General features: G+C 47.5%; 16 protein-coding genes. 8 read left to right on the forward strand and 8 right to left on the reverse strand.

What is annotated here, in order from left to right:
• Positions 1-303: 303 nt before the first annotated feature.
• Together fumC and ACYVGO_RS17750 are read left to right on the forward strand one after the other, a co-directional pair.
• Positions 304-1,704 (forward strand): class II fumarate hydratase, encoded by a 1,401-nt coding sequence (gene fumC / locus ACYVGO_RS17745; RefSeq protein ID WP_460970398.1) that lies wholly within the window; start codon positions 304-306, stop codon positions 1,702-1,704.
• A gap of 77 nt (positions 1,705-1,781) precedes the next feature.
• Entirely contained in the window at positions 1,782-2,702 is a 921-nt protein-coding gene (locus tag ACYVGO_RS17750) for a restriction endonuclease (protein ID WP_460970399.1), read from the forward strand.
• 6 nt (positions 2,703-2,708) lie between these two features.
• On the opposite strand, the gene ACYVGO_RS17755 is transcribed toward ACYVGO_RS17750, so the two are convergent.
• Positions 2,709-3,563 (reverse strand): DUF2306 domain-containing protein, encoded by an 855-nt coding sequence (locus ACYVGO_RS17755; RefSeq protein WP_460970400.1) that lies wholly within the window; start codon positions 3,561-3,563, stop codon positions 2,709-2,711.
• A 456-nt stretch (positions 3,564-4,019) separates the two neighbouring features.
• Here ACYVGO_RS17755 and ACYVGO_RS17760 point away from each other — a divergent pair, with 456 nt between their 5' ends.
• The 4 genes from ACYVGO_RS17760 to ACYVGO_RS17775 all read left to right on the forward strand — a co-directional run bounded on the left by ACYVGO_RS17760 (position 4,020) and on the right by ACYVGO_RS17775 (position 8,671).
• Positions 4,020-4,460 (forward strand): MarR family winged helix-turn-helix transcriptional regulator, encoded by a 441-nt coding sequence (locus ACYVGO_RS17760; protein ID WP_460970401.1) that lies wholly within the window; start codon positions 4,020-4,022, stop codon positions 4,458-4,460.
• Entirely contained in the window at positions 4,457-5,785 is a 1,329-nt protein-coding gene (locus ACYVGO_RS17765) for a TolC family protein (RefSeq protein ID WP_460970402.1), read from the forward strand. Before ACYVGO_RS17760 ends, ACYVGO_RS17765 begins: the two co-directional genes overlap by 4 nt.
• Before the next feature lie 92 nt (positions 5,786-5,877).
• A complete protein-coding gene (locus tag ACYVGO_RS17770) occupies positions 5,878-6,990 on the forward strand; it encodes an HlyD family secretion protein (RefSeq protein ID WP_460970403.1) in 1,113 nt (370 codons plus the stop codon).
• 121 nt (positions 6,991-7,111) lie between these two features.
• Positions 7,112-8,671, forward strand: a complete 1,560-nt coding sequence (locus tag ACYVGO_RS17775; RefSeq protein WP_142772549.1) for a DHA2 family efflux MFS transporter permease subunit — start codon at positions 7,112-7,114, stop codon at positions 8,669-8,671.
• Positions 8,672-8,743: 72 nt separating this feature from the next.
• Here ACYVGO_RS17775 and ACYVGO_RS17780 read toward each other — a convergent pair whose 3' ends face one another.
• The 4 genes from ACYVGO_RS17780 to ACYVGO_RS17795 form a co-directional block, all read right to left on the reverse strand.
• The gene (locus tag ACYVGO_RS17780; protein ID WP_460970404.1) at positions 8,744-9,364 is read right to left on the reverse strand and encodes a DUF2306 domain-containing protein; all 621 of its coding nucleotides are present in this window, start codon (positions 9,362-9,364) and stop codon (positions 8,744-8,746) included.
• 184 nt (positions 9,365-9,548) lie between these two features.
• Positions 9,549-10,799: a DUF819 family protein gene (locus ACYVGO_RS17785; protein ID WP_460970405.1), complete on the reverse strand. Its 1,251-nt coding sequence runs from the start codon at positions 10,797-10,799 to the stop codon at positions 9,549-9,551.
• A gap of 132 nt (positions 10,800-10,931) precedes the next feature.
• Positions 10,932-12,122, reverse strand: a complete 1,191-nt coding sequence (uxuA, locus tag ACYVGO_RS17790; RefSeq protein WP_460970406.1) for a mannonate dehydratase — start codon at positions 12,120-12,122, stop codon at positions 10,932-10,934.
• Between the two features lie 13 nt (positions 12,123-12,135).
• On the reverse strand, positions 12,136-14,163 hold the full coding sequence (locus ACYVGO_RS17795) for a glycoside hydrolase family 3 protein (RefSeq protein WP_460970407.1): 2,028 nt from the start codon (positions 14,161-14,163) through the stop codon (positions 12,136-12,138).
• Positions 14,164-14,506: 343 nt separating this feature from the next.
• On the opposite strand from ACYVGO_RS17795, the gene ACYVGO_RS17800 reads away from it, so the two are divergent.
• On the forward strand, positions 14,507-15,529 hold the full coding sequence (locus ACYVGO_RS17800; RefSeq protein WP_460970408.1) for a LacI family DNA-binding transcriptional regulator: 1,023 nt from the start codon (positions 14,507-14,509) through the stop codon (positions 15,527-15,529).
• 106 nt (positions 15,530-15,635) lie between these two features.
• Here ACYVGO_RS17800 and ggt read toward each other — a convergent pair whose 3' ends face one another.
• Together ggt and ACYVGO_RS17810 are read right to left on the reverse strand one after the other, a co-directional pair.
• Positions 15,636-17,333: a gamma-glutamyltransferase gene (gene ggt / locus ACYVGO_RS17805; RefSeq protein ID WP_460970409.1), complete on the reverse strand. Its 1,698-nt coding sequence runs from the start codon at positions 17,331-17,333 to the stop codon at positions 15,636-15,638.
• Positions 17,334-17,452: 119 nt separating this feature from the next.
• A complete protein-coding gene (locus tag ACYVGO_RS17810; protein ID WP_460970410.1) occupies positions 17,453-18,139 on the reverse strand; it encodes a hypothetical protein in 687 nt (228 codons plus the stop codon).
• Positions 18,140-18,300: 161 nt separating this feature from the next.
• On the opposite strand from ACYVGO_RS17810, the gene ACYVGO_RS17815 reads away from it, so the two are divergent.
• A complete protein-coding gene (locus ACYVGO_RS17815) occupies positions 18,301-19,053 on the forward strand; it encodes a LytR/AlgR family response regulator transcription factor (RefSeq protein WP_460970411.1) in 753 nt (250 codons plus the stop codon).
• Between the two features lie 154 nt (positions 19,054-19,207).
• On the opposite strand, the gene ACYVGO_RS17820 is transcribed toward ACYVGO_RS17815, so the two are convergent.
• Positions 19,208-20,740 carry a malate:quinone oxidoreductase gene (locus ACYVGO_RS17820; protein ID WP_460970412.1) on the reverse strand — a complete coding sequence of 511 codons (1,533 nt, stop codon included), beginning with the start codon at positions 20,738-20,740 and terminating at the stop codon, positions 19,208-19,210.
• Between the last annotated feature and the right edge of the window lie 77 nt (positions 20,741-20,817).

Consider the following 20,817-nt stretch of genomic DNA (forward strand, 5'->3'; position numbering starts at 1 on the left):
TGAGGCTACTGATACATAAACCCTTACTCAACAAATTGTTATCATTTATTACTAAGTGGGCGGTGCGGCTGGGTAAGATTAACTTCCATTCAGTATGTGCCGGTCTTTAACGGCTGGTGTTATTAGTTGGGTGGGTTTTTCAGCATAGAGAACCGCAATTTGTCTAAAACTGTCAAACCGTATGGTAAAACACAAGCACCCACCTACCTTTGCAGAAAATCTAATGGGTGAATGAGTGATTGAGCGAATAGGCTTCCTTTTTCATTCACGCAATCACTCATTCACTAATTCGCTCATTTATTCATGGAATACCGTATCGAAAAAGACACGATGGGCCAGGTGCAGGTACCGGCCAACGTTTATTGGGGTGCTCAGACCCAACGCTCCATCGAGAACTTCAAAATTGCTCAGGACATCAATAAAATGCCCCGCGAAATCATCCGGGCATTTGCGTACCTCAAAAAAGCGGCTGCGTTAACCAATCTCGATGCGGGCGTATTACCACAGGAAAAAAGTGATCTGATCGGTCAGGCTTGTGACGAAATTCTGGAAGGCAAACTGGACGATCAATTTCCGTTAGTCGTTTGGCAAACCGGTTCGGGTACGCAATCAAACATGAACATTAATGAAGTGGTGGCCTACCGTGGGCACGTACTGCACGGTGGTCAGCTTACGGACGAAAAGAAGTTTCTGCACCCAAATGATGATGTAAACAAGTCGCAGTCATCAAACGATACGTTTCCGACGGCTATGCACATTGCGGCCTATAAAATCCTTCTCGACGTAACAATTCCAGGCATCACCAAACTGCGCGACACGCTGGCTGCCAAGTCGAAGCAGTTCATGCACATCGTTAAAATTGGCCGGACGCACTTCATGGATGCTACCCCGTTGACGGTTGGCCAGGAGTTTTCGGGCTATGTGTCGCAACTCGACCACGGCCTGCGGGCCATCAACAACTCATTAGCTCACCTGAGCGAATTGGCTTTGGGTGGAACAGCCGTTGGTACGGGCATTAATACACCCCCAAACTATTCGGAAAACGTAGCCAAACACATCGCGAACGTAACAGGCCTGCCGTTCATTACGGCCGAAAATAAGTTTGAAGCCCTGGCTGCTCACGATGCCATTGTAGAAGCCCACGGTGCCTTGAAAACCGTAGCGGCTAGCCTGATGAAAATCGGCAACGACATTCGGATGCTGTCGAGCGGCCCGCGTGCGGGTATTGGCGAGTTACACATTCCTGATAACGAGCCGGGTTCATCCATCATGCCGGGTAAGGTAAACCCAACCCAGTGCGAAGCCATGACCATGGTAGCCGCGCAGGTAATGGGCAACGACGTAGCCATCAACATTGGTGGTATGAGCGGCCATTTTGAACTGAACGTGTTCAAGCCGGTCATGATCTTTAACTTCCTTCACTCGGCCCGGCTTATCGGCGATGTTTGCGTATCGTTCAACGACAAGTGTGCCGAAGGTATCGAACCCATCGAAGCCAACATCAAAAAACACGTCGATTCGTCGCTGATGCTGGTAACGGCGCTGAACACGAAAATCGGCTATTACAAAGCCGCCGAAATCGCACAAACCGCCCACAAAAACGGCTCGACTTTGAAAGAGACTGCCTTAAAGCTCGGCTACCTAACAGAAGAAGAGTTTAACGAGTGGGTGAAGCCTGAGGATATGGTTGGGGAGATTAAGTAGCTTATTACTTTTGAGTCAAGTTTGTAATAGATTTGGTGTCGGAAGTTTCCTTCCGACACTTTTTTTATACATATACCATGCCTATACCTGATTACCAAAGTGCTATGTTGCCGCTCTTGAAGCTAGTTGCTGACGGCCGAGAATACAAATTCAATGATTTAGTTGAGACATTAAGTGAACAATTCAACTTGACAGAAGAAGAAAAAAGTGAGTTACTCCCAAGTGGGCAAACTTTTTTATTTGGTAACAGGGTAGGTTGGGCGAGGACTTATTTGAAAAAAGCTGGTTTACTGGATTCTCCCAAAAGGACCATGGTAGTTATTACAGAACGAGGCAAAGATGTTCTACAGCAGAAGCTTTCTCAAATTAATGTTAAGTACTTAAAGCAATTTCCTGAGTTTGTGGAATTCCAGACACCCAAGCGTAATGAAAGTATCTCAGAGGGAATAGCAGTCAACGATGATAGCATACAACAAACTGACCCTGAAGAAACTCTTGAAATTTCATACCAACGTATTCGAAAAACCCTGGCTCAGGATTTACTTAATAAAGTAGTTGCCCTAACGCCAGCATTTTTTGAACGTCTTGTAGTGGAATTATTGGTCAAAATGGGATACGGCGGTTCAATCAAAGATGCCGGGAAAGCGATTGGGAAAAGCGGTGACGAAGGTATAGACGGGACAATCAAAGAAGACAAATTAGGTCTTGATATTATTTATATTCAAGCAAAGAAATGGGCTCCGGGTAATGTGGTAGGTCGCCCTGAATTACACAAATTCGTTGGTGCATTAGCGGGCCAAGGAGCTAAAAAAGGCGTATTTATTACAACATCAAGTTTCACCAAAGAAGCAACTGAGTACATCCCGCGCAATGAAACAAAGATTGTTCTGATTGATGGCGAGCAGTTAGCTCAGTTAATGATTGACTATAATCTAGGTGTTACTATGCAACAAGTGTATGAAATTAAGCGAATGGATAATGATTACTTTGGTGAATAGCATACACTACAAACCTGATAGCCAGCTCATAATGGCTGGCCCCCAATAATATACCGTGAAAAAATAGGTGCCTAATAATAAAAAGCCTGTTGCCAATACCAAAATAAACGAGGACGATAGCCGCAGTAAAGGCGAGGCTTTAAAATTGCTTGCCCGGACAAATGCTTCTACGACCAGTAGGTTAGGAATGTAAAAGAAAAAGGCCATCACCTGATCAAAAGGACCACTAAAGGTTCGGGTGTGGCCAAGCCCGTCTGTCAACAATAGCCAGAATCCATAATCCATTCGGTATAGCCAGGAACCTATGGCTAGAGCATAGAGCCGGAGTGCCCACGCCCGGTGTTTGTCCAGATCTCTGGCAACTGCATACCTATAGGTTGCTATGGCCGCGATAAACATCAGGACGCCGTAAAGTCCGAAGCCGATGCTCATAACAGGCCCCCCAATGGTTCCTTTGGCGATGATAAAGGCCAACCCGCCAACGGCAGCAAGGAGGCATGAGAGAACATATAGGCGGCCAAGCCAGCGGTGTAAAGCCGGAAAACGGGTTCTGACCGAATCAATTAACTGAATACTGCCGAGAATAAGAATAATGCCACCCGCAGCAAAATGTACACCTATTCCGGTAGTTGCTGTAGCGGTACCTGATTCATATAATCGGGGAAGCATCTTGTTCCAACGTTCTGCCTGGCCCTCATAAAGTGCAGATGCATAGAAGGCCAAAATGTATAAACCGAATAGTCCAGCACTTACCCAAACAGTGATAACGAGTAAAATGCTAGACCAGCGCAGGGCTTTTACACTCACGTTGGGGAGTTGGCTGACTGGCTGGGGCACTGTATCTGTAAACGCTTTTTCCATATCGATTGACTCCTATAAATCAGTTAATTATCCCGTAAAGAAAGCAACTTCTTTTTTACAGTAAAATACCTGCTTTGCCTTAAGATCCTTAGTAGATAGCTGACAAAGAAGTGTAAATGAACTCCTTGTCTAGGATAAAGACTCGCTATACGTACCCGGATAGCTTAGAGCGATTCATCTGCTCGCCTTTCGGTACAAAACCCTGTAGGCTGGCAGAGGTAGTTGATTAAATTCTCATTAAAAATTAGGCTGATAAGACGTGCCTAAACTAGCTGACATATTGCTATAAGTACAGGTATTCGTATTGTATTATTTTGATAGGGAGAATTTATTGGATTAAAGAAAGTTAATCTACTTTCTAGGAATAAAGCCACTCAATTACCATCAAATTTACCTTGTTTAAACGAAATTTGTTTAAACGAATATTGGTTATACCTTTGACACGGCCAATAAGACATGAAAGAGCAATTAGTTAACGAGTACCACCGGCTCATTAAGAACCTGCATCAAACGGATAGCTACATCTTCAACTATTTTGGACAAAAGCTAGCTCCGTTTGATCTGTCGGTTCAACAGTATATCACCTTGCGTCGTCTGTCGGAGGTGTATCCTAATAGTTTGACGGCGGGTGAGTTGAAGGAAAAAATGAACGATATCAATTCAGATATGACGCGGTTGACAGACCGGTTAGTGGCGAAAAATCTGATTGTTCGCGAAGTGGATCCGCAAAATCGTCGTCGGGTCAACCTTCGGCTAACCGAAGAGTCTTACCAGTTTGTAGAAACCGTAGCGACCAATTTCAAGAATTTCGAATCGATCGTTAGCCACCTGACCGACGAGGAAGTAAGCATCATGAACACACTCCTGGAAAAAATCAGAAATCAATCAGTAAAATGAAAAAGTACATAATAGGAGCAGGCCTGTGGGTACTCAGTCTGGGTTGGGCAACTGCCCAGTCAGCGCCATCGGCCATGCCACTGGACAAGGCTATTCAACTGGCCTTACAGAATAACAAAGGGATTAAATTAGCCGATACGCGGACGCAGGCTGCCGAAGCCCGTTTGCAGGAAAATAAAGATCGGAGTTTGCCAACGGCCAATGCGTCGCTTGCCTACTCTCGCTATAGCCTGACCGGGCCCTTTTCGTTCGGACAGGATGCGGATGGGAAAGCGCTGGTAACCATACCGGCGGGGGCTTTCAATGCGACTATTGGTGGCGTTACGGTCGCCAAGGAAATATTTGGGGGCTTTGCCGAGAAATCAGCCGAACTATCGGCTGATTTACTGGCGAAAGCTAGTCACCTGGATGCCAAGCGCAATCGGTCGGAACTGGTTTATACGGTCTCCGATGCCTATTACAATATCGTGAAGCTGATTCGCTCAGTTAGTGTGATCGAGCAGAGTATCAAACAGTTCGACGAAAAAGAACGGGAAGCGCAGAATCTGCAAAAAGAAGGTGTTGTTACGGCCAACGAAGTATTGAAAATCCAGTTGCAGAAAAACAACCTGCAATTGAGCCGATTACAGGTCGATAAAGCACGTCAAACAGCGCTTTATAATTTCAACCTGCTCGTTGGGCTACCTGAAGACCAAACCATCACTGTCGATACAACTTTGTTGAATCCGGTAGCTACAGCCGAACCGTTGACTAGTTTCCTGACTCAGGCGGTGCAGGTTCGCCCTGAAGTACAGGCAAACGCGTTGCGTGTGCAATCGGCTGAGGCTATGCTACGAAACACCAAAAGTGTTATGTATCCGCACCTCGGCGCATCGGTTGGGTATAATTACATCAACCCAACAGCCCGACTTATTCCTGAAGGAAGTTCGTTTGTGAGTGCCTGGAATATCGGTTTAGGGCTGACCTATAATATCGGATCGCTTTACAATATGAAAGGCAAACTGCATACTGCCCAAACCACCATTGATCAGGCAAGTCTGCAAGGTCAGCAACAAACCGACCAGATTCGCTCTGAAGTTGTTACGGCGTATAACAATTACCAACTGGCTTTAGAACAGCAAAACGTAATCCGAACCGCCGTTGGCCAGGCACAGGAAAACTACCGCCTAACAGAGTCCCGCTTCCGGAACGGACTGGTTGGCTCGACCGATCTACTAGAGGCCAACAGCTTTTTGCTTCAAGCTCAACTTAATGTCATAAACGCAACCGTAGATGCGCAGCTGGCCTATCAGCGCCTGCTGAAAGCTACGGGTACAAATCTTTAAATGAATAATGGATAATGGATAATGAATAATACATAGTGCCATCATTGTTCATTTTACATTTCTCATTATCCATTCCTTTTTAAATTAAAATCATGAATAAGAAAACTTTATTCCGCGTAGGGGGCATAGTAATTCTGGCAGTTGCTCTCTTTTTTGGGTACAGCGAATTCCGCTACCTCCAACGTCATGAAACAACCGACGACGCCCAGATTGACGGCGACGTAAACCCAGTGATTCCGAAAGCAAGTGGGTATGTAAAGGCCATTCGCTTCAAAGACAATCAGTTTGTTAAAGAGGGTGATACGCTTATCGTACTAGATGATGCTGATTACCGCATCCGGGTAGCACAGGCCGAAGCCGCTATACAAAGTGCGATGGCTGCCGACCGCGTGTCGCGTTCGCAGGTAGGTGTCGCGTCGGCAAGTGTGCAAAGCTCGCAGGCAAGTGTTCAAACGGCTCGTAATCAGGTGGCTACTGCCCAGGCTAATGTAGTGGCGGCTCAGGTTCGTGCCCGCAAAGCTAGTCTGGATTTTGACCGCTACAGCCGACTGCTGGCGGAGAAAACCGTTCCACAGCAACAATTTGACGCCATTCAGGCCGAACGCGATGCGGCTCAGGCACAAGTGCAGGCGGCTCAGGCTCAGTTACAAACGGCACAGTCGCAGGTGAATGCGGCTGGTACGCAAACGGGTGTTACGAGCTCACAACGGAAGGCAACCGAAGGACAGATTACGGTGGCACAAGCCGCTATCAAACAGCGTCAGACGGACCTGGACCTGGCTAAGTTGCAACTATCGTACACGGTTGTGCTGGCCCCGGCCTCGGGCGTTGTGTCGAAGCGTTCGGTACAGGTAGGCCAGCTAGTTCAGGCAGGACAGGCCCTTTGTTCGATTGTGGGTAACTCTTCGTTGTGGGTTACGGCGAACTTCAAAGAAACGCAGCTAAAGCAAATGCAGCCTGGTCAGACAGTAGACATTGATGTCGATGCGTTTGAAGGCGAAAAGCTGGTTGGCCATGTCGGTTCATTTGCCGGTGCAACGGGTGCCAAATTCACCCTGCTTCCTCCCGATAATGCAACGGGTAACTATGTAAAAGTAGTGCAACGGATTCCGGTTCGGATCGACCTGGATAAGAACAGCCCCCTATACGCCAAACTGCGCCCCGGTATGAGTGCGACGGTGGCGGTGGATTTGCAAGGCAAGTGATTAAAATGAATAATGTAAAATGGACAATGTATAACGGTTGTCCAAGGCAGAAAGTGACGTTGTTGCTGATCGCTTACATTGTGCATTCTACATTATTCATTCTACATTCATTAATAATATTATGAACAAGCTAGGTTTTGATAAATGGATCGTCGTAATAACCGTAACGACGGCCGCCCTGCTGCAAACCATCGACTCGTCGATCGTAAACGTTACGTTAAACCAGATGATGGGTAACCTTGGCGCATCACTGGGTGATATTAGCTGGGTCGTTACGGGTTACGCAGCCGCCAGTGCCGTTATGATTACCATGTCGGGCTGGCTGACAGCCAAGCTGGGGCGACGAAATTATTTTGCCGCGTCCATTATTATGTTCACCATCGCGTCGGTGTTCTGTGGTACGTCGACTAACGTATGGGAACTGGTTTTCTTCCGGGTCGTACAGGGTATCGGTGGGGGAGGACTGTTAACGACTGCCCAGTCTATTCTGATTCAGACGTTTCCGAAAGAAGATTTAGGTATTGCCAACGCCATCTTCGGGATGGGCGTAATTATTGGTCCATCGATTGGGCCAACCCTTGGTGGGTATATCACCGATAACCTCTCCTGGAACTGGGTATTTTACATCAACATTCCCTTCGGTATTCTCGCTACGTTCCTGACATACACCTACATTAAGGAACCTGCCGAGAAAATTGCCGCCGGTAAGATGGACTGGCTGGCATTGATCCTATTGACGATGGGCATTGGTGGGTTGCAGATCATCCTGGAAAAAGGCGAAGAAAAAGACTGGTTCGATTCGACGTTCATTGTCGGTATGTCTATTGCGGCTGCCGTTGGGCTGATTGGTTTTATCTGGCGGCAGTTGTCGGTTAAAATACCCATTCTGAATCTCAGATTATTGCTCCAGCGTCGGTTTGCCGTAGGAACCCTGTTCAATTTTATTCTGGGTTTCGGGCTGTTTGCCTCGGTCTTCATTATTCCGGTTTTCTGTCAGACCATTCTAGGGTTTACGGCCAGCCAGACAGGATTACTGCTGATGCCCGGTTCGATTATGACGGGTATCATGATGCCAATTGTGGGTGGACTGATGGGTAAGAATTTCATCTCACCGATCTGGTATGCAGCCATTGGCTTTTTGATGTTCTTCGGCTTCTGTTTCGATTTGTCGGCCATCAATCTGGCGGCTGGTCCCGATTATTTCTTCTGGCCGCTTATTATTCGGGGTGTTGGTATGGGACTGATTTTCATTCCATTGACAACCATTACGTTAGCTGATCTGAAAAATATCGATATTCCTCAGGGATCGGCCCTCACGGGTATGATTCGGCAGTTGGGCGGTACGTTCGGAACGGCTATTATGACAACCTACATCTCAACGCGTACCATGTTTCATGCGTCGAGACTGGGCGATAATGTCTCGATGTATAACCCACTGTCGGTCGAACGGATCAAGCAATTTACGAACCTGTTCCTCTCGAAAGGAGATGCCCTGATGGCCGCTACCAGCAAAGCCTATGGTATGATGCAGGGTACCGTAATGAGGCAGGCATTAGTAATGACCTATGCCGATACTTTCCTCGTGATCGGTGCGTTCTTCCTGATTTGTGTACCCTTGCTATTGCTGTTTATCGGTAAGAAAATTGAAGCACCCGCCCATACTGAAATGGTGATGGAATAAGGTAGCATTGATTGTTTTTATTTGGTTCGCATAGTTAAAGACCGGGAGATATTCTTCCGGTCTTTTTGCGTTTCAGGCAGGTCTGGTAATAAACCGTCGGCTTAACCACCATTCAACAACCAGCAGATTAGGTACCCAGCATAGCCAGGCAACGATCGGGTAGGCCACTGTAAATGGCAGATGAAATAAGGCTAATTCAACCGGAAGAATGATCCTTAACGTAACGGCTGCCAGCGTAACGGCATAGCTTCGATACATCCAGGCCCGATGCTCATTAACTTTCTTTTGCCGAATGGTCTGATAAGCCCGCAAGGTTGTATAAAACCAGACGACGGCCAATGTGCCAAAACCTAAACTCGCTATTAAGCCCGTATCGGCAAAAAAGGAAGCGTAAAATGCGCCCAGACTGGCCAGCAAAATACTGACTACATACAGTTTGCCCAATTGCCTGTGTAGCGATAGATTACGTTGTCGGCGTTTAACCGATAATTGAAAAGGGCCCAGGGCCAGGGCTACAGCGCCTAAACCGACGTGCGTCCAGAAGGCAATGCGCCAGAGGATATTCTGGAGTGGCTTGTGCTCTAGAAAAGGCGATGGGCGATTTGGAATAAAATAAGTCAGGGCGTACAAGGCCACGATCAGAATTAAGGCGTAAGCTACATAAAGCATCCCCTTTTTTAGGTAGATAGTCATTGCTATGGTTTCTTGTTGTTTCTATAAGTTGTTGATCAGTAGTGAATAAATGCTTCAGACTAGTGCTTTGCCAAAATAGATTCTAGAGGATTCTATAGAACCTATTGACTCTATTCACCTTGATTATCAGTACAATAGGATCAATAGAATCCACAGAATCTATAGAAACTAAATTGGAGAAGTACTAGTGGGAAATTAACTGCATTAACCAGGCGGTAATTAACCCACCGTAGACGCCTAACACGTGACTCAATACGGCCAGTAATACCCCAACAGGCGCGAGCGCCGGATGAAAAATGGACGCTACTGCCGGGGCCGTTGACACCCCGCCAATATTGGCCTGACTACCAACGGCCACAAAAAAGTAAGGTGCTTTAATGATGCGGGCCGTAACCAGCATAAACAGAATGTGAATGAGCATCCAGATAACAGCCACCAGAAACAACCCCATATTGCCTCCCAGATTGGAGAGGTCGAGCCGCATACCGATGGTCATGATGAGAAAATAAACGAATAACGTAGCCAGATCGGTGGTCCCAAGTTTTTCCAGTTTCCGTAATCCCGTAAACGACAACCCAATGCCGAGCGAAGTAGACAGGATAACCACCCACAGAAAGTTAGAGGTGAACGGGTCCAGACCATAAGCCGCCAAGGAAGCTTTGTAAGGCTGAAGATTACTTGAGAGGACATACGCCAGCGCATGGGCCAGCGCACCGCCCCCAAAACCAAGGGCTAAAATGGTGCTCAAATCCAGTAAGTTAGCAGGCCTGTCGGGTTCTTCTTTGTACGCCAGTATTCGCTGCTTTACTTCTTCAATTGAGCTCGTGTCGGCGTGGAGCCAACCATCGATTTTGTCTTTGTAAGCAGCTCCGTAAATAAGACAGGCCGTCCAGCTTGTGGAAACAACCGCATCAACCACGAGAATTATGGCAAAGAGTTCTTCACTACACCCATAAATTTCTTTCAACGCTAACTGGCTGCTGCTACCCCCAATCCAGCTTCCCGAAATAGTGACCAACCCTTTCCAGTATTCATTGGCGATGGCCTGCTCTCGGAATCCGGGGATCAGCCACATAACCGCAAAAAACGCAATTGGTGCACCAACGATAATGCCCACCGTGCCAGACAAAAACGTAATCAACGCTTTTTTGCCCAAACGCATAATCGATCGCAGATCGGCGGTGGAGGTTAGGAGAACCAGAGCCGCTGGCAGTAGGTAATTCGTGGAGACTTTGTACAGACTCGATTGCTCGCCCGAAATAAGGCCGAGGCTATTCATCGTGGCCGGAAAAATATAACAGAGCAATAAGGCCGGAATGTAGGTGTAGGCCCGTACCCAGAATGGGTGAGCCGACTGCGACGTTTTGAAGATCAGGGTAAGTAGTACGAGGAAAATACCCAGAATGATGGCATCATTGGTGATGAGAGGTTGCATCGATACGTTGCTAACGGCCTGAATTTGATAAAGGAACGGGTGCCGAAACAAATTAGGCAGAAAATAGCAAATGGTTCCGATCCATTGTGTCGAACATGACGGATCGGAACCATTTATCTGTGTTTCCTCTACCTAGAAAAGACTTCGCTCAATGCCCATTTCCAGGCCCCTTAATTCAGCTAAACCGCGTAGTCGGCCAATGGCAGTATAGCCGGGATTGGTTCGTTTGCCAGGCATTAGATCATCCAGCATTCGGTGACCATGATCAGGCCGGAAGGGTAGGCGGTAATCCAGTCGACCCGATGCTTTTCGCTGATTCTGTTCAACCAGTAGCGCTTTCATGACACCATACATATCGACATCGCCAGCCAGATGGTCAGCTTCATGGAAATTGCCTTCGGCGTCACGTTGCGTGGCCCGTAGATGTACGAAGTTAATTCGATGGCCCAGTCGCTCAACCATACCAACCAGATCATTATCTGCCCGAACACCATAGCTACCCGTGCAGAAACACAGTCCGTTATACTCACTTTGGTAAGCGTCCAACAGTTGACGAGCATCGGCTTCTGTACTGACAACGCGGGGTAAACCCAGAATCGGGAAGGGCGGATCATCGGGGTGGATGGCTAGCCGGATACCTGCGTCTTCGGCCACGGGTGTAATTTCCTGCAAAAAATGATACAGGTTATTGCGCAGGGCCGTGTCGTCAACCTGGTCATAGGTTGCCAAAACATCGGCAAAGGCCTCCAGTGTAAAGCTCTCTTCGCTACCCGGTAATCCGGCAATGATGTTGCGGGTTAGTCGTTGAATATCGGCGTCTGTTGCCCTATCCAGCCAACCTTTGGCCTGCGTTAACTGAGTTTGCGAGTAGCTTTTTTGGGCACCCGGACGCTTTAAAATGTACACCTCAAAGGCGCAGAACTCAGTTGTATCGAAGCGGAGAGCGGTTGAACCATCCGGAAGTGGGAAGTCGAGGTCGGTGCGCGTCCAGTCCAGCACGGGCATGAAATTATAGCAGACCGTATCAATGCCGACTGTTGCCAGGTTGACCAGACACTCCTTGTACGTGTCGATGTACTGTTTGTAATTACCCGACCGTTTTTTGATGTCCTCATGTACGGGTACACTCTCTACTACCGACCAGCTTAGGCCAGCCTGTTCGATAATGGATTTACGGGTTTGTATTTCGTCAACTGTCCAGACTTTCCCATTGGGAATGTGATGCAGGGCCGATACGATTCCGGTTGCACCTGCCTGCCGTACATCGGCCAGGCTGACGGGGTCATTCGGGCCGAACCACCGCCATGTTTGTTCTAATGCCATATTGCAAAATTAATTAAGGGTAACTCAATCCGTCGCCGAAGGTGAAAAGCGCATAACCCTTTGGTTTTAAGTGTCCTGGTACATCGGATTGATTATCCAGGACAGCCTGTCGGGATACGGGTGTTGTAAATGGCATTTTCCCGGTTGGGTTAAACTTGCCACTCAATACGTCCAGTACGGCATCGGTTGTGGTGCCAAAGGTAGCAAGTACGGTTTTTACATTTGGATTATCAATCTCATCAATTATCCATGGACTGGTGTAATTGATGAGTACTACAGTTGGCTTTTGGCTCGTCAGGCCGTTTACATGTCCTACATCGACCTTGTTTTTTGATAACTGAAGTTCAATCGGTGCGCCGGCAGAACTAAACAAACTACCTCCGTTCGGCATAAGCCAAAGAACAACAACGTCGGCTTCTTCTTTAGTTGCTACAAACTGAAGCGTACCGGTGTTCGTAGTTGGTTTAATCACTGTAACAGGCTCTTTTGTCCGACCATTATCAAAGTAAGACTCCATATAGACTTTCGTCTTAGGGGCCAGCGGAAGGAGCTTTGCGGAGTTGCGTAACAGCACAATGGATTTGCGCATGGCCAAATCAGCCCGCTCTTGAAAGGCGGCTTTACCAACGGTTTTCTCCGCTAACTCAGGATCAACGTAAGGATTTTCAAACAGGCCCAAACTAAATTTTTCCCGTAGCAAACGGGCAATGGATTCATTGATTCGCTTCTCGGTTACGAGCCCTTTTTTTACCGTTTCGAGCAAAAGTGATGGGTCGCCCGAACCGGAGAATAGATCCACTCCGCAGTCGATGGCTTTCTGATAGCGTTCCAGAATAGAGAGCTGTTCAACACCCCATGGCATCATTTCAATAGGGCCGGTGTCGGAATTGATAATGCCCTGAAAGCCCATTTTGTCACGAAGTAAGTCCTTGATAATCGCTTTGTTATAGATAAAGGCAATCTCTTCATACTTCGTACCGATGGGCTTGGCATAATAGGGCATAATAGCCGATGTACCCGCGTCAATGGCCGCCTGGAAGGGTTTTAGGTGATAATCGAATCGGTTACCGGGATAATGCTGATCCTTCCCCCAATCGAAATGTGGGTCCTGCCCTTCAACCTGTGGTCCACCCCCGGGAAAATGCTTGGTCGTTAAGCCCACCGAATGGATGCCCAGTTTAGGTCCCTGAAAACCTAGTACAACTTCGCGGGTCATGCTGGCAACCCAATCGGCGTCTTCACCAAACGTACCTTCAATACGTTGCCAACGAGGTTCAGTCGCTAAATCAGCCATATACTGATAGCCTTTCCGTAGTCCAACGGCCGCCCATTCCTGCCGGGCAATATCGGCAAACTCACGGGTGAGTTTCAGGTCATGCATGGCAGACAAGCCAAGTTCACCGGGCCATTTTGAGAAAACCGTTGTGCCTACGCTGAGGCCGATGGAGGCATCGGCTGTAATATGGTTGCGTGGATTAGAGGCCACAATTGCTGGAATGCCTAGCCGGGAGCTTTCGCACAGAGCCTGTAAGTTGTTGCTCCAGTCGGCCATGATCTTAGCGGATGTATTTGCCCGTAAAATGAAATGGCGCAGTTGGTTCTGCATCACGCCTTTGGTGGTTCCGGCGGCCATCATCATGGGGTAGGGCAGTGGCTTTCGGGTGAACATATTCGTGTTCTGTACCAGATCTTCTTCATTAAAACCGCTGGTAATCTCTGATTTTGGCGCACCTTGTTGAAACGATGCATCGCCTGCCAGCCGGGTTGTGCTGATGAGCATGAAGCCTACTTTTTCCTCAAGGGTCATCTGGCTAATCAAGTCCTGGACTCGTTGTTCGACTGGTAAACGCCAGTCTTCATAAGTATCAAGTTTTCCGTTTTTATTCAGGTCTTTAAAGGATAACCCCTTATTTGTTAACGTCTTGACAGACCGATAGCCTAGCTGAGGCTGGGTTAGTTTCTGGGCAAGCACACTTGTGGCAGTACGCAATAGCACTAGGGCAAGGAGCGTAAAAGTAAACGATGGTCTACTAAAATTCATAAGATACAGTAGGTTAAGTTGGTTAAGGGGAAAGGCTTCTATTGTAATGTGTTCGGCTTTATCCTTTATAGTAAAAAATCAAGATATAGCCCTTTACCATATTGTCGCTGCTACGGTAATGATTGACTAAGTTTAGCCTCATCCATTCGGGATTCCAACATTTTTCTCGGGAAAATTAGAGAAAGTTTACGCAATCGCTTTCGGGAACCTTTGCGTAAACTGGCAAAATTTTATATTTTTCTATGGAAAATATAAGTGTAAGGCTAATGACCATGAATTTGAGTAGTTATAATTCAATAGATAAGTACTGGTTAAAATATAATTATTTTGCTATTTCTGGCTTATGAAGACGATTACTATAAAAGATCTTGCGCGCGAATTGAATCTCTCGACATCTACAGTATCGAGAGCCTTACGAGATAGTTCAGAGATTGGGGTTGACACGAAAAAGCGTGTGCTCGACCTGGCTCAGCAGCTTGATTATAATCCAAATCCGGTAGCGCTCAGCTTACTGAGCAGTCTGAGTCACGACATTGGCGTTATCGTGCCGGAAATTGCTAACCCATTTTTCGCGATTGTGATTGCCGGAATTGAAGATGTAGCCTTTGCACAGGGTTACCATGTTGTCATCTATCAAAGTCACGAAGATTACGAACGGGAAGTCTTAAACGTAAAACACATAGCCAACCGTCGGAAAGATGGGCTTTTAGTATCAATTGCCACGTCAACAACCGACTATTCGCATTTCAGAAACCTGCATGATCGAGGATTTCCCATTGTGTTTTTTGATCGGATTTGTGAAGAGATCGACACGCACAAGGTCTTAGTCGATGATTTTGAAGGTGCCTATACCGCTACTGAGCACCTTATCAAGCAAGGTTGTGAACGAATTGCGCACGTATCGGGCCCCGAACATCTGCTGATTAGCCGTCGACGTTTACATGGTTATCGTGCCGCCTTGCTGGATTATGGCAGACCTATTAAAGATGAGTGGGTCGTTTCATCAGTCTATAACGGGACTAGTTCGCTGGAGGTTACCCGTAGGTTATTGGCAAATCCTGAACTGCCCGATGGTATTTTTGCCTCCAGTGATAATATTGCCATTGGCTGTCATGCAGCAATCATTGAAGCAGGCTTGTCGATGCCAGACGACATTGCGCTAATCGGTTTTTCGGACCTGCCGATCTCCGCTTTGTTAAATCCACCCTTAAGTTCAGTAGCGCAACCTGCCTTCGAGATGGGACGATCAGCCGCGGAGTTATTGATCAATCTGATCAAAAATCCAGGAAATTACTCGGCACCAATTAGTAATGTATTGAAAACCAGCTTAATGGTGCGAAAATCTTCGTTGCGAAAAGCATTATAGCGTCTTTGTGATGTCAGCTTTAAGAAGCTGACATGATAGGTTTCTCAAAACCTATATTAGAAGTAACCGCCAACACATCGACATGGGAATTACAGAAAAACAAAGATTAAAATCCGGCAGCCTGCCCATCTTTCCGGGATTCGGTAGCGCCGTGGTAGACTTTGTTTTTGGCGTCGTACATAATAGCCTGATAGCCGCCATAGCCCCCCAGTCCGTAGCCTATTTTATGCCCTTTGCGCATCAGGTCCCGGATGGTTTCGTAGGGGTAACCCGACTCCAGTGTAATTTGTCCAGCGTCGACCATTTTCTCGCCCGTTGGCTCCGAAGAACCCTGATGGTCAATTCGGGGAGCGTCGCCCGCTTCCTGGGGGTTCATGCCGAAGTCGATCATATTCATGATGATCTGAACGTGGCCCAGCGGCTGAAAACTTCCACCCATGACCCCGAAACTCATAAAGGGTTGGCCATCCTTTGTCACAAAAGCGGGGATGATTGTCTGAAACGGGCGTTTATGCGGCTCATAGGTATTATTTTGCCCTTCGATCAGGCTATAGAGTTCACCCCGATCCTGAAACATAAAGCCGAGGCCATCAGCCACCATACCGGAGCCAAAACCGCGATAGTTGCTTTGAATCAGCGAAACCATGTTGCCTTCTTCATCGGCTACGGTTAGGTAAATGGTGTCGCCCTGCCGGAGGGCCGGATTGCCTGCTTCCACACGGCTGGCTGCCCGATTGGCATCGATGAGTTTGCGCCGTTCGGCTGCATAGGATTTGCTGATTAGCTCATTGACGGGGATTTTGGCAAACGCTGGATCGGCGTAATATTTGGCCCGATCTTCAAACGCCAGTTTTTTGGCTTCAACAAATTGATGGATATGTTCAGGGCTGCCCCAGGCTACTTTCGAGAAATCGTAGGGTTCCAGCAGATTCAGTATTTGTAACGTAGCAATTCCCTGGCTGTTGGGCGGCAATTCCCAAACGTCGTATCCCCGGTAGTTGGTTGATACGGGTTCAACCCATTCGGAGGTATGATCCGCTAAATCTTTTGCGCTGAGGTAGCCACCTACTTTTTTCATGAAGGCATCGATGGTTTGGGCAATCTCGCCTTTATAAAACGCATCGCGCCCACCCTTCGCAATTTTTTCCAGTGTATTGGCCAGGGCTGGATTTTTAAAGATTTCCCCCCGTTTCGGTGCTGCCCCATTGGGTGCGTAGGTTTCTTTTACATTTGGATACTTGCCAAATCGGCTAACCATAGATGTCCAGTAAAAAGACGCTTCGTCGTGAACCGGATATCCTTCCCGTGCGTAGCGAATGGCATGCGATAGGATTTTGGGCATGGGTGTTTTGCCAAACCGTTTGTGTAACTCAAACCAGCCATCTACGCAGCCCGGCGTCGAAACGGGCAACGGGCCGTCAGCCGGAATATGTGTCAGACCGCGTTTTTTGAATTCGGCCAGCGTGAGGCTGTAGGGAGAGCGGCCGGATGCATTCAGGCCGTAGAGCTTTTTTGTTTTAGCATCCCAGACAATGGCAAACAGATCGCCCCCAATACCGTTTACATGAGGTTCCACCAGTCCTTCCATGGCATTGGCCGCAATAGCGGCATCGATGGCATTGCCACCTGAGCGCAGCACGTCAATAGCTGCCTGCGTCGACAGAGGGTGCGAGGTGCAGGCCATGCCGTGTTGGGCCATCACAACAGACCGGTTTGCAAAAGATTTACCCATTAGCCGATCCTGGGCAAATGTTGGCGAGAGCAAGCTTGTGAGAAGGCAGGGGAGGAGGAAGAGCTTTTTCATGAAGAGGTTGTATGAAGTTCTAAATGGTTGTGCCACAGTTGTTACACCGTGGCACAAGTTAACGAAATGCTCATAAATTTTCTAACCGCAAAGAGCGCAAAGGGTAAGACGCAAAGGCGCTAGGTGATACTATCCGCGTTCTTTGCGAATGTCTTTGCGACCTTTGCGGTTAGAAAAGCTCTTTTTCGCGCTTGCCGCCAGATGAAATACACAATTGCGCTTACGCAAACAACGCTCGGCAGAATCTGGCTATAGGGTTTAAACTGGGATAATACAGTACCTGAAAAGGCTGAAGCAAGGGCGCTGTAAGCCGACATCATCTTATAAATGTGTTCGTAAAGCCACCAAGTTCTGAGTCGATGGTAGAGCCAGACATGTTTGAGAAGGTCATACCCCGCTACCAGAACAAGTGCCGATAGAGTTGGATAAACAACCGCTGGCGACCAGTTACCTCCTGCCAACTGCATGGATCGTAGATACAGACCACCCGCCATGAGCACACTTATGGCTAGCAGCATGTCGAAATTGGACGTTCGTTGTTCGCGGAGCCGGACAGCGCGGTAACCGGAATAACCTACGTAGCCGCCTAATAGCGTTAAAATGAGTAAGAATGGATTTGACCGAAAGAAGAGAATACCGAGAAAAGCCGTGGCAACAACAACGATCAGGCAATACATAAAATAGCGCCCGTAACGCGTATGTTGACGAGGGCGGTTTTGATAAAACAGGACAAATACGCCCAGGATTAGCCCAATAGTCCCGAAAAGTACATGAAGAACAACGTTAACCGAATGAAGCGTATGCATGGGGAAGAACGCCCGGATTTTAGTGCTGACCGGTGCGTCTCCAAAATTGGGTAGGGAAATTTATGCTGATCCGATAAACGTGACCAGATCCTATTGGCTGTGACAAACGCCTTTCGTCACGTACTGGATGGTGGTACTAATTCCAGGTCGTAACTTGCCGTATGCAACGTCCACGGCTTCTGGATCATTTCATTATTCGAAACCTGGTAGGGCTGGGTGCGCTACTGGCTGTTCATTTCATTACGGACTGGAATGCCATTGACTATCGCCCTGGCTTTTCAAAAGTATCGCCTTATTTATACCTGCTGTTGCTCTATGGCTGGATCGTATTTCATAACCGGATTCTGTTTGAGCGGTTGTTTCTGCACGACAAAAAAGCCGTTTACTTCGGCTGGTTATTGGTACTAATGGTGCTGGGGTCATTCAACATGAATTTTGTGTTGCATACCCAATTCGACATTACCCGTTCGCTACCCTTTATTGTCAATTTCTGGGTGTATACCGTAACGGGGTTGGGCGTGTATATCACGTATCGCTACCTGAATGCACCTACTATGATCAGCCAAAGTCTACCTCCCTCTGCGCCTACGATACCTGAGGAGACAGGCTATTTTTCCTGTATGATTGATGGTGCCCGCCAGACAATTGCCTGTGCGGACATTCTGTACGTAGAAAGCCTGGAAAACTACCTGAAGATTTTTACAAATCAGAAAGTCTACATTACCCGATTGACCCTGAAAGAAGCAGAGGAACGATTACCAAAGCGTCAGTTTATTCGAATTAGTCGATCAGCGATCATAAATAGAACCCATATTGATCGGAAGGATGCAGATGCCATCTGGATTGGCACTAAAGAGTTACGGATCGGGAAAGTATACAAGCGATACGTAGCGGAGCAATTTGCCGGAGAGTAGTCGTTGATTAAATTAATGAATAATGAATAATGAATAATGAATAATGAATAATGAATAATGAATAATGAATAATGAATAATGAATAATGAATAACTATCCACGTAATTGCGAATTATTCATTACCCATTATTCATTGTCCATTTTATTAATAAGCCTAGTGGTTTTCGGCGGGCGTGAATTCATAGGAACCCAGTCCTAACACCTCACTTGTTTGTTTTCTAAGTTCCTGCCCAAGCTCAGGGTAATTGGCTAATACCTGCCCATAAGATGGAATCATTTCTTTGAGCTTTTGCTGCCAGGCTTCGGTTTCCAGTTTCTCCGGGTAGCAACGTTTTAGTAAGTCAAGCATAATCGAAACGGCGGTTGAGGCACCGGGCGATGCACCCAACAATGCCGCTATACTACCATCGGCCGCACTTACGACTTCGGTGCCAAATTCCAGCACGCCCCCTTCCTGCTCATCTTTTTTGATGACCTGAACCCGCTGACCGGCTATCTCCAATTCCCAGTCTTCCAGCTTGGCATCAGGGTAATATTCCCGCAACGCATTCAACCGATCTTCCGGCGACTGCATAACCTGCTGAATAAGGTAACGCGTTAACGGAACGTTGTGCAAGCCCGCCATCAACATGGGAGCCATGTTGCTCAACTGAATGGACTTGGGCAAGTCCATATACGACCCACTTTTCAGGAATTTGGTTGAAAAACCAGCGTAAGGGCCAAACAGCAATTCGCGTTTGCCATCAATCATACGGGTGTCCAGGTGCGGTACCGACATGGGCGGTGCACCAACAGAGGCTTTGCCATACACTTTTGCCTGATGCCGTTCAACAACCTCCCGATTGACGCACTTGAGCCATTGTCCGCTTACCGGGAACCCGCCAAATCCCCGACTTTCGGGAATGTCGGACTTCTCGAGTAAACGGAGTGAACCTCCACCTGCGCCAATAAACAGAAAATCCGTTTGGATTTCACGCTCCTGATTTGTTGTTACATTCTCAACTCTTAGCTTCCAGCCACCCAGGCTTTTTGATCGCCATAAATCGCGAACTTCATGAGCGAAATACAAACGCACGCCTGGCATGTCAGACAACCGGCGGAACATAGCGCGGGTTAGTGCACCAAAGTTCACATCGGTGCCAATATCCATACGCGTTGCGGCTACAGGTTGTGCAGGATCGCGGTCTTCCATCACCAGCGGCATCCAATCGGCTAGTTGGGCCGGATCTTCGGAATACTGCATGCCGTGGAAGAGGTAATTTTGCTGGAGGGCGTCGTACCGTTTGCGGAGATAGTCCACATTGTCAGTACCCCACACAAAACTCATATGCGGAATAGACCGAATGAAATTAGGGGCATCATGCAGAAACCCCTGTTGAATCAGATAGGCCCAGAATTGCTTTGACTGTTCGAATGACTCCGCAATTTTAATCGCTTTCGAAGGGTCGATAGAGCCATCCTCTTTTTCGGGCGTGTAGTTGAGTTCGCAGAAAGCCGAGTGCCCAGTACCCGCATTGTTCCAGGCATCAGAGCTCTCAGCGGCTGCGCTGTCCAGCCGTTCATAAATTTCAATTGTCAGGTCGGGTTGCAGTTCTTTCAGCAATACGCCCAACGTTGCACTCATAATACCGGCGCCAATTAAGATGACATCGGGGCCTTTTTCAGTAGATTTTTTTCGTTTCGCCATGATATAAATAGGCAGGTATGTATTCGTATATAGCTATCAAAAACGTCATTCGTTGTCATTTGGTTGCCATTTATAGG

This window comes from Spirosoma migulaei (genome assembly GCF_054776855.1).